This window comes from Psychromonas aquatilis (assembly GCF_038155185.1).
Lineage (GTDB): Bacteria > Pseudomonadota > Gammaproteobacteria > Enterobacterales > Psychromonadaceae > Psychromonas > Psychromonas aquatilis.
The window spans coordinates 1-15,890 of sequence record NZ_JBAKAZ010000019.1 but is presented as its reverse complement, the minus strand read 5'-3'; the positions used below and the strand labels follow the sequence as shown (position 1 = coordinate 15,890).

Here is a 15,890-nt window from a genome sequence, read left to right as displayed (position 1 = left end):
CAAAGAGTAACAAACATCTATCGCCTAAAGAGATACCATGTCTTGAATCATCACTCAATATTATCCCCTCTTTTCACATAAACTCTTTCTGGTCGCCCAACTTTACCGTATTCATTCTCCGCACTTAATAAACCATTCGCAGAGCAGTACTCTAAATATCGACGAGCCGTCGTTTTACTTATTCCTGTTTCTAAGACTAACTTCTCAACGGTAAACCGTACGCCAATATTCTGTGAAAAAACACGCTTAATAGTATCTAAGGTAATACTTTCTATTCCTTTTGGTAAGGATTGCTGGTGTTTATCGCGTAATTGAATATTAAAAAGTTCGTCAATTTGGCGTTGTTGTAAATTATCGTATGCTTTCATCGCTGTATTAAGAGTTAGGTATCGATTAAGGGTCTCTTGTAAGCGCTCATAAGAAACGGGCTTAAGAAGATAATCAAAACAACCTAATTTCATCGCTGTTTTAACGGTATCAATTTCATCAGAGGCAGTAATTAACACCACATTCGTTTTGTGCATTGATTTATCTGCAATCAGTTCCCGAAATAAATCAATTCCTGTTCCATCAGGTAAATAATTATCTAACAGAATGATATTGGGTTTATGGATTTTAATCATCGTTCTTGCCATCTGCATCGTTTCAGCAATACCAATTGGATTAAAGCGCGCAGTTTGTCGTAAAATTTCGCTATGTGTTTGTGCTATTTTGGCGTCATCTTCAACAATTAATACATCAATTTTATCCATTTATTTACCTTTACAATTATTCGGAATAAACACAGAGAAAATACATCCCTGTGGTTCGGCATTATCGACGATCACAAAACCATTTGCATGCGTCACATAGCGATGCACTAAATATAATCCGATACCATGATTTTGATTATCAGCTTTATTGGTCACACCTTTTGTCCAGATATCGTCTATTAAATCAGGAGCAATACCAGGCCCATTATCAGTAACTTCAATCACTAAATCTTCACCCGCATCGGTTATCAATACATTAACAATCGCCTTCCCTTCTCTACTTCGTTGAATGGCATCAAAAGCATTGTCGATTAAGTTCCCCATAATCGCACATAACTCTGTTTCATTTAACAATGAGTTAAGTGGGGATAATTGACAAGTCGGATCTAAAATTAATGAGATATTTAACTCTTTTGCCCGTAATGATTTACCTAATAATAAGCCTGCGACTTGCGGTAAATGTATTTGTTGATGAATAAAGTCGAGTAGCTTTTGCTTGCTGGTATTTTCCTGTGAAATCAACTGCTGTACTTCATCGAAGCGTTGCATTTGAATCAAGCCAGAAATAGTCGCTAAACGGTTAGAGAACTCATGGCGTAAAACACGTAACGTATCGGTATGCTGTTGAACTTGGCTGAGTTCATTTGTTAACGCTTCAATATCACTTTTTTCTCTAAAACTAATAACCCAACCAATAAGTTCTTTTTGTTTAAAAATAGCAACACGGTTAGCAATTAAATACTGCTCCTTAAAAAGAAACATCTCATCTTTAATATTGTCAGCTAACGGGTCACGAAAAAAGATCTCTGAATTTTCCACAAATTCGATGATATTCCGGCTTTTTAAATAAGTAATATCTTGTTCAATACCAAGTAACTGCCGGGCTGAATGATTTATGTTTAAAAAATAGCCCCTGCGATCAATAGCAATTAATCCTTCATAGACAGAACTTAATATCGACTTTTGCAGGTTTAATGCAAGCGCAATCTCCTCCGGCTCCATATTATTCATTTTGTTCTGGATATGCCGTGAAAACCCCCATGCAGCGAATAAAGTAAGAATAAAGACACTTAATATTTCAATCAATAATGGTGTCATATACACCTCAATCCATTGATCAAATCGATTAAGCAAATAACCAACAGAAACGACACCAATAATATTATGATTATTATCATAAATTGGTGACTTTCCTCGAATTCCATAACCTAAACTGCCTTCTCTCAAACTAGTATAAGATTCACCATTTTCCAATGCACCGGCATTATCACCGCCTTCCATAGGTAAACCGATACGCTCCTTTACTGGGTGAGCAAGGCGTATTCCATTTTTATCACCAATTACAATAAAACTCGCATCAGAGATCTTTGATAAACGGTCTATACTCGCTTGTAATGTACTCAAGTCGTTGTTTTGAATTTGTTCGACTAAAGCAGGGCCACTGGCAATTTCTTTGGCTTGAATCAGTGCACGGGTCCCCACTTGATGCTTAATAGACTTATATAAAGTACTGTCAAAATGCCACACCATAACCGACATTTGTAAAATGACTAATCCGAATAACAGGAGAAATATTTTAAGACGAAAGGTCAATTTAGATGATGAAGAATACATGTGTTATATAATACCTAATCGCTGTGTTGAAGATGGATATTGCTTGAATTTGTGACTTTTGAATCTCTGATATTAAATTGAAATAATATTTAGACAATACTGCTTGCTTCGCTTTTCGATCCCCTATCAATAAATTTTCTCTAAAAACAAAAAAAAGAAGCATACGATTAAGTATGCTTCTCAGGCTTTTGTTACTCATAAAAACGTAAAATATTAAAATTACATATTATGCAGATTTACTATTCATTTTAGAACGGATCGCGTTAATAAGAGGAATCACTATCGATAATACAATCACGACAAGTAATCCTTTAGCAATACCAGAATCCATGAAAACACTAAGATCTTGGTTTGATATTCTATAACCCTGTCTAAATGACTGCTCCATTTGACTGCCAACAATAGCCGCTAAAATCATCGGTGACGTAGGAATATCAACTCGTGACATCAATACCCCAGCTATCCCTAGAATAATCAAAATATAGAAGTCGACAACAGATGCACTAATTGCAAAACAACCAACAAAAGCTAAGCTAAGAACGATTGGGTAAAGTATTTTTGGTGGAATGGCCAGTAATCGAACCAACACGCCTGCCAGTGGTAAATTAACAATCGCAAGAATAACATTCGCCACAAACATACTAGCAATCAATCCCCAAGCTGTATCAGGGTGTTGTGCAAATAATAATGGTCCTGGTTGAATACCAAGCATTAATAATGCGCCCATCATCACAGCCGTTGTACCAGAGCCAGGAACGCCCAGTGACAGCATAGGGATCATTGCCCCAATAGATGCAGCATTATTCGCTGATTCCGGTGCAGCTAAGCCTTCAATTGCACCATGACCAAATTCTTCTTTATTTTTAGATAGCTGCTTTTCATTATTGTAACACATCAATGAAGCCATCGTGCCACCAGCACCAGGAAGCGCACCAATGATAAAGCCAACGGGAGCACTACGTAATATAGGCCACTTTGAACGTTTCCAATCGTCTTTGCTTATCCAAATCTTTTTAAATTTAGTTTGTGCTTTTTTACCACCTTCACCAAGTGTACTAAAGCTTTTAAATACTTCGCCTAATGCATAAATACCAATGATAACAACTAAGAAATCAATGCCTGTTTGTAACTCTAATACGCCGAACGTAAATCGTTGCAAGCCAGATTGCCCATCAATACCCACGGTTGAAATGGCTAAACCGATACACATTGAAAGAAAGCCTTTAAGCATATTGCCCTTTGACATCGACACCGTCATAGAAAGTGCGGCAACCATCAATAAGAAGTATTCGGTTGGGCCAAATTTAATGGCTAAGCCAGCAACAGGCTCTGCCATTAATGTCATCAAAACAGCAGCAATTGTGCCGCCAATCAGAGAGGCAATCGCTGATATTGCTAATGCAGACTCAGCTCGACCTTTCATTGCCATTGGGTAACCGTCAAAAGTTGCAGCTAAAGCAGCTCCATCTCCCGGCGTATTAATCAAAATCGAACTTCTAGAACCACCAAACATAGCGCCAATATAAACGCCCATCATAGTAATAAGTGAAGCGGTTGGTCCCATTGAAAAAGTCATAGGTAATAAAATGGCAACACCCGTTGCAGGGCCAAGACCGGGTAACATCCCGATCACCGTCCCTAAAATACCACCGACTAGAATTAAAAATAAGTAATAAGGCTGCAGTGCAACACCAAAGCCATCCATTAAACTCGATAAAATATCCATATCTATTAGGCCTTTTAATTAAAAAATGGGAACGGAGGAAGGTTAACTGACAGCATTTCATTAAAAGTGATGAAAATACTGACAGCAAATATCAGTGAAATTAAGGCGCTTTTTTTCCAAAAAGCTAATCCACAAGTAACCGTCAACATTGCAAACATAAATATAGAAGTGCTAATTACATAACCTGCATGTTCAAACATAAGTGCATAAAAAACACAAATCACGGCTGTTATAGCAACTTTTCTGCGGTCACTTTTACGTTTTGGGCTTTCGTTTAATAACATTTTTACAGCCATTATCGAAGGGGCAAGTCCCCCTGTAATAATCAGTAGTACACCAATCAATATCGCAATAGCTGAGACAGTAAGCGGTAGAAAAATCGCTTCTAATGGATTACCAAACATTGGCTGAGGTAAACTATAAGCATAGCCGCCATAAGATAGACCAAAGACAATACTAAATAGCCCTGTTAGACCATCCCAATTGGGTTTTATATTTGACATATTACACCTTTAGCAAATAATTGAGTTTGTTAAATTATGCTGCTATTCGCCTTCATTGTTATTATTACGGATAGGTTGTGAGCATAATTTTGAGGAAGTAAGCTTTGCTTTTTACACAAAGCTTTTATCAGTTTTAAAACGAAACTAATCTTGAATTATCAGCAAGAGTATCAATAGCTAAGGTATCAAATGGATACCTTGCTATTAATGAAATTAATCGTTTAACAAGCAGCTTTTATCGACCAAAAACGGTTTTTATTAGTGCTTTATATTGGTCATTTGTTTCACCTAAGAACTCAGAAAATGCTTGGTCATCTTGGTAAGCATCATCCCAGCTATTACGTTTCAATGCAGCTTCCCACTCAGGTGTTGCTACCATCTTTTGTAGCGTGTCACGCCAATATGCCACAGCTTCTTCTGACATCTCTTTTGGACCAAACAAGCCACGCCAGTTTTCAAAGATCACATCAATGCCTTGCTCTTTTACTGTTGGAATTTCAGCAATCAGTCCAGTACCAATACGTTTATCAGCAGTTTGTGCCAACGCATGTAATTTGCCACTTTCAACTAAACCTGCAACATCGCCTAACCCAGTTGAAATCAGGTCAACATGCCCGCCTAATGCCTGCGCGATTAAACTACCATTTTGAAAAGAGACGTAGTCAATATTACGTAGGTTTTCAACACCAGCAGCCTTAGCGACTAATAGGAATTGAATATGGTCCATTGAACCAGCAGCTGATGTACCACCAATTTTGACTGATTTAGGATCTTTCTTAAGGGCATCCATTACATCTTTAATCGATTTATATTTTGAATTTTCTGGCACAACAAAAGCAGCATAATCAGTAATAAGTCGTGCTAGTGGTGTTGTATCTTTATAGCTGTATTGAGTCAGCCCTGTTAAATTAGTTAATAAAATAGGTGGTGAATAAACCGAGATGAGATCGCCTTTACCCACTTGAGTTTGCATGTAAGATAAATTTACAGCACCACCGCCACCAGGGCGATTTACTACAGGCATATTGGCATCAACAAGCCCCGTATCTTTTAACGTTTTAGCAACAGTACGAATAGTTAAATCCCATCCACCGCCAGCACCTGAAGGCGCCACCATATTAATCGTATGAGGAGGATAGTCTGCAGCCACAGCAGAGTTGATCGAAATCAGTGAGGTTGTCGCAATCACTATTCCTGTGAACATTTTTTTTAATCTAATCATTAACATACATCCTTTGCTTGTTATCTAAAATAATGAACGGAGGTCATAATATCCGGCTTTGACTGCGTTTTTCTCTCAGTTAAAAATTCGCGAAAATACCCTCTGATTCATTTATGTTGTTACAACAGTGTTTATTATTTGTTAAATAAAATAACTGAGGGGGTAGCATACGCATCGAGGAGTGTTGGAAATGTGAATTAAGACAATTAAACGCCATTAATCAATGGAGCTTATGGTTTTTATGGCGTTTATTCGCAGGTAAAAATGCTAAAATAAAAAATATATCATAAAAACAATGATTTATAATTTTATCATTGCACTATTTATTAGGTCGTTTTCAGCCATAACATTAATTTAAGTATCTGCTTGACCAATACATACCATCCATTTGCGCTGATTATAAACATTTAACTCTGCATGGGATAACCAAGCCTACATTAATATTTTATATCATCCCTCTTTAAGTTCATGACAAAGGTTAAAAACTTAATTACTTGTTCTTTCAAAAAACAAAATGATAAAACTTTATTAAATAACTTTTTAAATAAAATGATATGTTATAACGTATTTTATTGTAAGGTTAATAATTAGGAGAGTTAAAACAATGCACAAGCTTGACAATGTTCTTATCTTAGCTGGCACACATGGCAATGAACTATCGGGAATTTATATAAATAAATTAATAAAAGATAAGCTTTATAATGCACAACGCTCAAGCTTTACCGTCACTTCTCAGATTGTTAACTCTAATGCCGTACAATCTGCTAGCCGCTTTATTGATACTGATTTAAATCGTGAATTTTCTAGTGTAGACAATAATCAAGATACTCATTCACACGAACGATTGCTTTCACAAAAGTTTATTTCAGAGCACAATCAAGGCAACAATCAGCTCATGATTGACTTACACAATACAACGAGCAATATGGGCGCGACCCTTATATTACTGTCTAATGATCAATATTACCGCAAGATGGGTGCCTACGTTAAACAGCAAATGCCCAATGCAAACATTCTTTTTGAAGATGAAAAGTCATGGTCTGAGCAAGCATATCTTTGTACTACAGCAAAGTATGGGGTGATGATAGAAGTCGGCGCACAAGCGCATGGTTCCCTACAACACAAAACGTTATCTTTGATGCTAGAGTTATTAACTGTGCTACTTGATTACGTTGAAAAAGATAATCTTGATAAATTACAGGACCTGCAAGAATATCACGCATTTTATTACACCGAAGAAGTACACATACCGGTAGATAAAGAGGGAATGCGACAAGCAATGGTACACCCTGCAATTTGTGGAAAAGATTTTGATGTCGTGAAGCAAGGACAAGCGCTTTTAATCACTCTTTCAGGCGAAGAGATCTGCCCTTTAAATACCCTAGAAACTTACCCACATTTTATTAATGAAAGTGCTTATTGCAAAAAAAATATTGCTATGGCCTTAGCAGATAAACGACTGGTGACAATTGAATAAAGGCCCTATCAACGAATACATTAATTAGAACCACATATATTGATAGGGAAACTGTCATTGATAAAGGGAATTGAATTAATACCATTATATTAAATAGGTGATCTAAATTTTGTGCAGAAAAAATGACTGAGTTCAAGGCGTAATTTGAGCCTTTCGTCGATTAACTTCGTTAATAGTCTATCGGAGAATTAACGATAAGATGTTAATTCCTTAATAGTTTTTCTATTTGCGAAAATTACAACGAAGAAATAAGTTATTTTAACAAGTAAAATAGATCAGTTAATTAGTGTGATTGGTATAACCACTCATTTTCCTTATTGATGACTTTCTATTCTACGCATTTTCGCCAATCATTAATTAGTCACTTAAAATGTTCTACTATGAACCTAAAGACTACTTATAAAGACGTTGTATTTTTAACTTTTCATGGCATTCATTATCAATATCGCCGGTCATGATTAATTGACACTTATTGCTATCAGCAACTTACCAAGACAAACCTTAAGATAAACTAGCCTACAATATCACTAATTATATAAGTCGGTTTTCCTATACTCCCTTAAAAATTAATAAATAATGCGCTATATCAAAACCACAAAACCAAACAAGAGTTAATATCAATTATATGACGTTAATCCTAAATTAAGAGTATTTATGACAGCAATGATCGCGCAAATTGTTACGCAAATTATGTTACCTATTGTCTTAGCCCTAGTAATGTTAGGAATGGGCTTGAGTCTGAAGATAAAGGATTTTAAAGCAATATTAAGCGATCCTAAAGTCACTATCATCGGTTTGTTATTGCAATTATTATTACTGCCGATACTTGCTCTCATTATTATTAACGTATTTTCACTTAATCAAATAGCTGCAGCCGGACTGTTTTTATTAGCCTTATGTCCAGGTGGTGCGACTTCAAACTTATTTTCATTTATTGCTAAAGGTAATCTCGCCTTGAGTGTTTGCTTAACGAGTATTGTCAGTATGTTATCGCCATTCATTATTCCAATCGCCTTTGTTGGATTTATCCATTACAGCGGTAGTGCCAATAATCAATATTTTAACTTACCGCTATTACCTGCAATTAAGCAACTTGCCTTAGTCACTCTATTACCAACAGTTATCGGTATGTGTATTCGTTATTTTGCTAATGAATGGTCACAATCTATTATTCCTGTGATTAAAAAAGGCTCCACCATTGCAATGCTACTAGTGGTTAGTGCGTTAGTACTAACAAACTTAACGCTTGTCCCTAGCATGTTTTCTTTGCAGGGAGGAGCAGTGATCACCTTGTGTAGTTTAGCGTTAATAATAACTTATTTTATTGCAGGGAAATTAAACGTTAATGAAACGGATAGAAAAACCATGGCAATCGAAGTGGGAGTTCAAAATGCTGGAACGGCAATGATGGTTGCATTCACCGTGATGCATCAACCTGCACTGGCAACAGTACCTTTAATGTACGGCCTTTTAATGAATATACCTGCTTTTATTTTTGTCTATTGGGTATTAAACAAAGATAAAACAGCGCTGCCAATAAATGCCAAAACTTAACGATTGAGAGAAGCAATGTCATAATATGCTTTTTTACCTTTTAACTTCACAGCAATAAAAAGTAAATGAATAATAGCGATAGATTGTTGTTCACGGGGAAGTAATACTAATTATATTAACTAAGTGTTCTAAATTTTACGCAGAAAAAGTGACTTAGCTTAAGACGTAATTTGAGTCTTTCGTCGATTAACTTCGTTAATAGTCTATCGGAGAATTAACTATAAGATGTTAATTAGTGTGATTGGTATAACAAACAGTCCTTAAACAAAAAGGGAGACAAGATGACTATCGCTAGTCACATTGTCCCCCTTTCATAAAGAGAAGTTTAATCTAAAAGGAATTAACCTTCTTTAGCTTCTTCTTTTTCAGCTTTAGCTTCTTTAACTTCTTTAACAACAGCAATATTCAATTCAGCTAGTGCAGCTGGGTTAGCAAAACCCGGTGCATTAGTTAATGGACAAGCCGCTGACGCTGTTTTCGGGAAGGCAATTACTTCACGAATAGACGTTGTTTTAGTCATTAACATCACTAAACGGTCTAAACCAAATGCTAAACCAGCATGTGGTGGTGTACCGTATTGTAACGCTTCTAATAAGAAACCAAATTTGTCTTGTGCTTCGTCATCAGAGATGTTCAAGATGCGGAAAATCGCTGCTTGCATATCTTGTTTGTGAATACGAACAGAACCACCACCTAACTCACAACCATTTAATACCATGTCGTAAGCATTAGAGATAGCACCCACTGGGTTTGCTTCTAATTCTTCTGCAGTAAGGTTAATTGGTGCAGTGAATGGGTGATGTAATGGTGTTAATGCGCCATCTTCAAGTGGCTCAAACATTGGGAAGTCGATAACCCAAAGAGGTTTCCATTCATCTTTAATTAAGCCTAGGTCTTCAGCAACTTTAAGACGTAATGCACCGATTGCTTCAGCCACAACGTTTGCTTTATCAGCACCGAATAAGATGATATCGCCGTCTTTTGCTTCTGTACGTTTTAGGATTTCAGCCACAATCTCTTCATTTAAGAATTTAGCGATTGGTGATTGAACACCTTCAATACCTTTAGCTGCTTCATTTACTTTCATCCACGCTAAACCTTTAGCACCGTAGATGTTAACAAACTTACCGTATTCATCGATATTTTTACGAGAAAGTGATGCACCACCAGGAACACAGATAACAGCAACACGGCTGTCTGCATCATTTGCAGGACCAGAGAATACGTTGAATTCAACTTCTTTTAAAAGGTCCGCTACGTCAACAAGTTCAAAGTCGATACGTAAGTCTGGTTTATCACTACCAAAACGACGCATTGCTTCTGCGTATGTCATTTTAGGGAATAAACCTAAATCAACGTCTAGCATTTCTTGGAAAAGTTTAACTACCATCTCTTCCGTTTTATCCATTACTTCATCAGCACTCATAAATGAAGTTTCGATATCTATTTGCGTGAATTCTGGTTGGCGATCGGCACGTAAATCTTCATCACGGAAACATTTAACGATTTGGTAGTATTTATCTAACCCAGACATCATTAATAATTGTTTGAATAACTGTGGTGATTGTGGCAATGCAAAGAATTGACCTTTATTAGTACGGCTTGGCACTAAGTAATCACGAGCACCTTCTGGTGTCGCTTTAGTTAAAATAGGCGTTTCAACATCTAGGAAACCGTTATCATCTAAGAAACGACGTACAAAGCTACTTACTTTTGAACGGAAAACCATACGTTCAGCCATTTCTGGGCGACGTAGATCTAAGTAACGGTAACGTAAACGTTGCTCTTCAGAGTTAGTTTGATTACTATCTAATGGAGAAGGTTTTGCTCGGTTTAAGATTTCAAGCTCAAGGCCACGAATTTCAATGCCACCAGTAGTCATGTTTTTATTCACTTGACCTTCTGGGCGGGCACGTACTTCACCCTTCATTTTAATACAAAACTCATTACGAACCGTTGCAGCAATAGCTGTTGCTTCAGGTGTATCGTTATCAAAGAAAACTTGTACAATACCTTCACGATCACGTACATCTAAAAAGGTTACCCCACCTAGATCTCGTTGTTTGTTTATCCAACCTACTAATTCAACTTGTTGACCAATGTTAGCCTCGGTCACTTCACCACAATACATAGTGCGCATTATCGATTCCTGTTTTAAATACATTACAAAATAATTCAATACATTATAAAAGAAAATGCGCTTGAGTAATATGGCTAAATAAAAAAATGACCCTGCCGCACAATTTAAGTAAAATGCGCAGCATTAGTTAGTTCAAACCTCAACACATTAGATAATTAGGCAGCCCTATGAGCCAAACCGATAATATTTATAGTCAACCTTTACCACAAGTGGATAGCTTTCGCTTTGACCAACAAGTCGTGCAAGTCTTTCCTGATATGATTAAGCGTTCAGTACCTGGTTATGAAAAGATTATTAATAGTATTGCGATGATTACTCAACGTTGTGCACAAGATAACTCTAATCTATATGATTTAGGTTGCTCATTAGGTGCAGCAACTCTCTCAATGCGCCGAGGCCTGATCAATAAACAAAACTGTCAGATTATCTCAGTGGATAATTCATCAGCAATGGTAGAAACCTGCCAGCAATATATTCAAGCTTATAAATCAGACGTGCCCGTCACCGTATTACAAGATGATATTTGTAATGTAAAAATTGAGAATGCATCTGTGGTGGTATTAAACTTCACATTGCAATTCTTAACACCAGAAAAACGTCTATCACTGCTCACTAATATCTATAATGGCTTATTACCGGGTGGCGTATTAATTTTATCTGAAAAGTTTATTTTTGAAGATACGACTAGCCACCAGCTATTAATCGATTTGCATTTAGACTTTAAACGAAGTCAGGGTTACAGCGAGTTAGAGATCAGCCAAAAGCGCTCTTCATTAGATAATGTGCTTATCTCTGATACCGTAGAGCAGCACTATCAGCGTCTTCAGCAGGCAGGCTTTAAACACAATGAACTTTGGTACCAATGTTTTAACTTTGGTTCAATTCTTAGTATTAAAGATTAATCATCACACATTACAGCAAGGCAACACATGATCGATTTCAGTAACTTTTACAGTATTATTGCTAAAAACCGTTTAAGCCATTGGTTACGCGACTTACCCGCTCAACTACATGACTGGGAAAATACCCATGTTCACGGTACGTTAGCGAGTTGGATACGTGTATTAAATAAGTTTCCGACTATTGAAACGCAGCACATTGAGCTAAAAGACGAAGTGCGTATTGGTAATGGCACAGAATTATCAACAGGTGAAAGCAAAAAATTAGAAAACCTATTACAAAAATTTCACCCATGGCGCAAAGGTCCTTTCCATATCCACGGTGTACATATTGATACAGAATGGCGCAGTGACTGGAAATGGGATCGTGTATTACCACATATTAGCCCTCTAAAATATCGCTACGTATTAGATGTAGGTTGTGGCAGTGGTTACCATATGTGGCGAATGCGTGGTGAGGGAGCGGAGTTTGTAGTGGGAATCGACCCTAGTGATCTCTTTCTCTGCCAATTTGAAGCGGTGCGTCATTTTGCGAATAAAGATCAACATGTTCACCTATTACCTTTAGGGATCCAAGAACTTCCTAAGCTTGAGGCTTTTGATACCGTATTTTCGATGGGTGTTTTATACCACCGTAAATCACCAATGGACCATATTACTCAACTGCAAGATCAGTTAGTGGAAGGTGGCGAGCTGGTGTTAGAAACCTTAGTAATTGCTGGCGATAAAAATGATGTATTAGTGCCAGCAGATCGTTATGCCAAAATGCGTAATATTTGGTTCTTACCTAGTGCTGAAGCACTTAAATTATGGGTTGAAAAATGTGGTTTTGAAGATGTTCGTATTGTTGATATTAACGACACTTTAACCGGTGAACAACGCAGTACTGCTTGGATGAAAAATGAATCCCTTGAAGATTATTTAGATCCAAATGATCCAACTAAAACCATTGAAGGTCATCCTGCACCTAAACGTGCATTATTGATTGCCAAAAAAGCAGTCAAACCTTTAAGTTAAACATGACTGAAATACATAACAGTAATTGGGTAGGCAATACTCGATTACTGTTAAGGAAAGGTGTGGAAATATGAAGAAGCAAGATTTTTTAAGTCATTTCATTTTGCAACCAAATAAATTAACACATACCCCATTACAAAATACACGTTATAATCCCAACAAAATTCTCAAAAAAGCCGCTGTATTAATACCATTAGTACAAAGAAATAATGAATTACATGTGATTTTAACGCAGCGAGCATTACACCTAAAACATCACCCGGGACAAATTAGTTTTCCTGGAGGAAGGTATGAAGTCACAGATAATTCACTTGCTATCACTGCGTTAAGAGAGACCGAAGAAGAGATAGGCATTGAACAACATAAAGTGGAATTGGTGGGACATTTAACGTCGATAGAAACAAACAGCGGTTATCACGTTACGCCCTATATCGGCTTTGTTGATAACACCCATCAAATTTCAATTGACCGCTCAGAAGTGAGAGCGTCATTTGAAGTCCCCTTTTCTTTTATTATTAACCCTAAAAACTTTACTAAAACGCATTGGATTACAAATAATAAGCCACACTTTAGTTACTGTTGTGTGTACCAAGAGTATTTAATATGGGGAGCAACAGCACAGATGTTAATTAACTTACAGCAACACTTACGACCCAGATAAGTAAGTTCACATTATGTACACAGTAGGTAATAGAATAAATACGACGACATATCACCAATGATAGTCACCTACGTTAAGTAACAATAAAAATTGATTTAACAATCAAGAAAAGGAAATAAAATATGCTTGAACACATCACAGGTATGCTGGCATTAATCGGTGTACTATCGCTTTTGTGTCAATGGATAGGCTGGAAGTTGCATTTACCAGCTATTTTACCACTCTTATTATGCGGTTTATTATTAGGTCCTGGTTTAGGTGTGCTAAATCCAGATGAAATTTTTGGTGATCTTCTATTCCCTATTATTTCACTAGGGGTAGCCGTTATTCTATTTGAAGGAGCACTGACACTTAACTTTAAAGAGATTAAAGAACACAGTAGAATGGTTTCACACCTTGTAACCATAGGTGCTTTTATTACTTGGGCATGTATCACACCAGCCGCGCATTATCTTTTAGACCTTGATTGGTCAATAGCCATGTTGTTTGGTGCCCTCGTCGTCGTTACCGGTCCAACGGTAATTGTGCCTATGCTACGAACAGTTCAACCAAAAGCAAATTTAGCCAGTATTTTACGCTGGGAAGGCATTGTGATCGACCCTATTGGCGCTCTGTTAGCAGTTCTCGTATTTGAATATATTGCCGTCACAGCAGATCCCACATCACATGTTTTACATTCACTAGGATTAACTTTATTACTAGGGTTTGGTTTAGGCGTGATTAGTGGCTATTTAACAGGACTATCCATTAGAAAAAACTTATTCCCTCACTATCTACGTAATACTGCTGTATTGACCATTATGCTAGGTATTTTTGTTGCTTCTAACCTTTTGCAGGAAGAGTCTGGTTTATTAACGGTAACCGTGATGGGAATTTGGTTAGCCAATATGCGCGGTGTGGATATCGCAGACATTCTAGAATTTAAAGAGACGCTGACCGTTTTACTCATCTCTGCACTGTTTATTCTGCTCGCTGCACGCTTAGATTCAAGTGCAATGTTAGACCTTGGCTGGGGTGGGTTAGGTGTATTATTGGTGGTGATGTTTGTGGCGCGTCCATTAAGTGTTTGGATATCTGGGCTTGGTACCAGTCAATCAGCCAAAGAAAAGTGGTTCCTAAGCTGGGTGGCTCCACGCGGTATTGTTGCCGCTGCTATTTCCTCTTTATTTGCCATTAAACTAGAAACAGTGGGATTAAAAGGAGCTGAGTCGATCGTGCCTTTAGTATTCCTTGTGATAATAGGTACTGTGGTCATTCAAAGTTTAACCGCTGGACGTTGGGCTAAGTTTTTAGGAGTAAAAGAAGGGTCAAAAGAAGGTTTATTAATGTTCGGAGCCTCTTCTTTTTCACGAGAGCTAGCTATTATTCTTATGTCTAAGAACGTTAAAGTTATTTTAACTGATAATAACTGGGACAGTATTCGTAAGGCCCGTATGCGTAATATCCCCGTTTACTTTGGTAACCCAGCTTCCGAGCATGCTACTAACTTCATGGACTTAAGTGGCATCGGCAGAGTATTAGTGATGTCACCATATCGCCAATTAAATCCGTTAGTGACATTTCACTTTCAGGACTTACTTGGAGATGAAAAAGTATTCGGATTAAATAACCCTGATAGCGCGAGTGCACGTCATCAATTATCAGAGTCATACTTAAAACGTTTAACGCTGTTTGGTGAAAATACCTCTTACGCGAAACTCGCCAACTTAATGACTAAAGGTGCGATACTCAAAGTCACTAATATTACTGAAAATTTCACCTTCGAAAATTTCACTAAGCGTTACGGTGAAACGGCTATGCCACTACTGTACATCAATAAAGAAGGTAACGTGACTGTGATTACCGGTGCAGAAACTAAAACCTTTCCAGCTGGTATAGAGTTAATTAGTTTGTTACCGCCCGAAGCACAAAAACATGCAGAACGTCAAAGCGCTTTAGATGCAGAAGCTGAACGAGTTGCGAAAGAACAAGCATCAGCGGCGCTAGCCGCTAAAAAGCAGAAAGAGGCACTAGAAGCTCAACAAAGAGAAGAAGAGAAAAAATTACAACAACAGGAAGAACAAGCTATTCTCGCAGAACAGGAAAGGGAAAGAGAATTAGCCAAAGAAATTGCATTGGAAGAAGAGCCTGAATATACATCAGAAAAAAGCCCTGTGAATAACCCTAAGTAATCACTGTTACTATATAAACAGCAACTATATAAAAAGGTTTCGTGTTAATCACGAAACCTTTTATAACATACCTTATGACACATCATTTACATCAGCTTCCCCCCTGTGTCAGACTAGTTGTCACTCCTTAGTTTTCACTTAATAATAAAGACAG

The 15,890-nt window shown here is 37.2% G+C and carries 12 protein-coding genes; 6 read left to right on the top strand and 6 right to left on the bottom strand.

Annotated features, from left to right (window positions below; genetic code table 11):
- Window positions 1-50: 50 nt before the first annotated feature.
- The 5 genes from V6256_RS06730 to V6256_RS06710 form a co-directional block, all read right to left on the bottom strand.
- On the bottom strand, window positions 51-752 hold the full coding sequence (locus V6256_RS06730) for a response regulator (protein WP_341597309.1): 702 nt from the start codon (window positions 750-752) through the stop codon (window positions 51-53).
- Window positions 753-2,366, bottom strand: coding sequence for an ATP-binding protein (locus V6256_RS06725; protein WP_341597308.1), 1,614 nt, complete (start codon window positions 2,364-2,366; stop codon window positions 753-755).
- A 226-nt stretch (window positions 2,367-2,592) separates the two neighbouring features.
- Window positions 2,593-4,092: a tripartite tricarboxylate transporter permease gene (locus V6256_RS06720; RefSeq protein ID WP_341597307.1), complete on the bottom strand. Its 1,500-nt coding sequence runs from the start codon at window positions 4,090-4,092 to the stop codon at window positions 2,593-2,595.
- 14 nt (window positions 4,093-4,106) lie between these two features.
- On the bottom strand, window positions 4,107-4,595 hold the full coding sequence (locus tag V6256_RS06715) for a tripartite tricarboxylate transporter TctB family protein (RefSeq protein WP_341597306.1): 489 nt from the start codon (window positions 4,593-4,595) through the stop codon (window positions 4,107-4,109).
- A 235-nt stretch (window positions 4,596-4,830) separates the two neighbouring features.
- Window positions 4,831-5,817 (bottom strand): Bug family tripartite tricarboxylate transporter substrate binding protein, encoded by a 987-nt coding sequence (locus tag V6256_RS06710; protein WP_341597305.1) that lies wholly within the window; start codon window positions 5,815-5,817, stop codon window positions 4,831-4,833.
- A gap of 604 nt (window positions 5,818-6,421) precedes the next feature.
- Here V6256_RS06710 and V6256_RS06705 point away from each other — a divergent pair.
- Window positions 6,422-7,294, top strand: a complete 873-nt coding sequence (locus V6256_RS06705; protein WP_341597304.1) for an aspartoacylase — start codon at window positions 6,422-6,424, stop codon at window positions 7,292-7,294.
- 654 nt (window positions 7,295-7,948) lie between these two features.
- Window positions 7,949-8,848: a bile acid:sodium symporter family protein gene (locus tag V6256_RS06700; protein WP_341597303.1), complete on the top strand. Its 900-nt coding sequence runs from the start codon at window positions 7,949-7,951 to the stop codon at window positions 8,846-8,848.
- A gap of 340 nt (window positions 8,849-9,188) precedes the next feature.
- On the opposite strand, the gene aspS is transcribed toward V6256_RS06700, so the two are convergent.
- Window positions 9,189-10,988: an aspartate--tRNA ligase gene (gene aspS / locus V6256_RS06695; RefSeq protein WP_341597302.1), complete on the bottom strand. Its 1,800-nt coding sequence runs from the start codon at window positions 10,986-10,988 to the stop codon at window positions 9,189-9,191.
- Window positions 10,989-11,155: 167 nt separating this feature from the next.
- Between aspS and cmoA the strand changes: the two genes are divergently transcribed.
- The 4 genes from cmoA to V6256_RS06675 all read left to right on the top strand — a co-directional run bounded on the left by cmoA (window position 11,156) and on the right by V6256_RS06675 (window position 15,736).
- On the top strand, window positions 11,156-11,890 hold the full coding sequence (gene cmoA / locus V6256_RS06690; protein ID WP_341597301.1) for a carboxy-S-adenosyl-L-methionine synthase CmoA: 735 nt from the start codon (window positions 11,156-11,158) through the stop codon (window positions 11,888-11,890).
- 27 nt (window positions 11,891-11,917) lie between these two features.
- The gene (cmoB, locus tag V6256_RS06685) at window positions 11,918-12,904 is read left to right on the top strand and encodes a tRNA 5-methoxyuridine(34)/uridine 5-oxyacetic acid(34) synthase CmoB (RefSeq protein WP_341597300.1); all 987 of its coding nucleotides are present in this window, start codon (window positions 11,918-11,920) and stop codon (window positions 12,902-12,904) included.
- Window positions 12,905-12,974: 70 nt separating this feature from the next.
- Window positions 12,975-13,565, top strand: coding sequence for a CoA pyrophosphatase (locus tag V6256_RS06680; protein WP_341597299.1), 591 nt, complete (start codon window positions 12,975-12,977; stop codon window positions 13,563-13,565).
- 122 nt (window positions 13,566-13,687) lie between these two features.
- Window positions 13,688-15,736 (top strand): cation:proton antiporter domain-containing protein, encoded by a 2,049-nt coding sequence (locus tag V6256_RS06675; protein WP_341597298.1) that lies wholly within the window; start codon window positions 13,688-13,690, stop codon window positions 15,734-15,736.
- Window positions 15,737-15,890 lie beyond the last annotated feature (154 nt).

Coding starts and splice junctions, on each gene's coding strand:
- V6256_RS06730 (WP_341597309.1), bottom strand. CDS start 752: ATGGATAAAATTGATGTATTAATTGTTGAAGATGACGCCAAAATAGCA.
- V6256_RS06725 (WP_341597308.1), bottom strand. CDS start 2,366: ATGTATTCTTCATCATCTAAATTGACCTTTCGTCTTAAAATATTTCTC.
- V6256_RS06720 (WP_341597307.1), bottom strand. CDS start 4,092: ATGGATATTTTATCGAGTTTAATGGATGGCTTTGGTGTTGCACTGCAG.
- V6256_RS06715 (WP_341597306.1), bottom strand. CDS start 4,595: ATGTCAAATATAAAACCCAATTGGGATGGTCTAACAGGGCTATTTAGT.
- V6256_RS06710 (WP_341597305.1), bottom strand. CDS start 5,817: ATGATTAGATTAAAAAAAATGTTCACAGGAATAGTGATTGCGACAACC.
- V6256_RS06705 (WP_341597304.1), top strand. CDS start 6,422: ATGCACAAGCTTGACAATGTTCTTATCTTAGCTGGCACACATGGCAAT.
- V6256_RS06700 (WP_341597303.1), top strand. CDS start 7,949: ATGACAGCAATGATCGCGCAAATTGTTACGCAAATTATGTTACCTATT.
- aspS (WP_341597302.1), bottom strand. CDS start 10,988: ATGCGCACTATGTATTGTGGTGAAGTGACCGAGGCTAACATTGGTCAA.
- cmoA (WP_341597301.1), top strand. CDS start 11,156: ATGAGCCAAACCGATAATATTTATAGTCAACCTTTACCACAAGTGGAT.
- cmoB (WP_341597300.1), top strand. CDS start 11,918: ATGATCGATTTCAGTAACTTTTACAGTATTATTGCTAAAAACCGTTTA.
- V6256_RS06680 (WP_341597299.1), top strand. CDS start 12,975: ATGAAGAAGCAAGATTTTTTAAGTCATTTCATTTTGCAACCAAATAAA.
- V6256_RS06675 (WP_341597298.1), top strand. CDS start 13,688: ATGCTTGAACACATCACAGGTATGCTGGCATTAATCGGTGTACTATCG.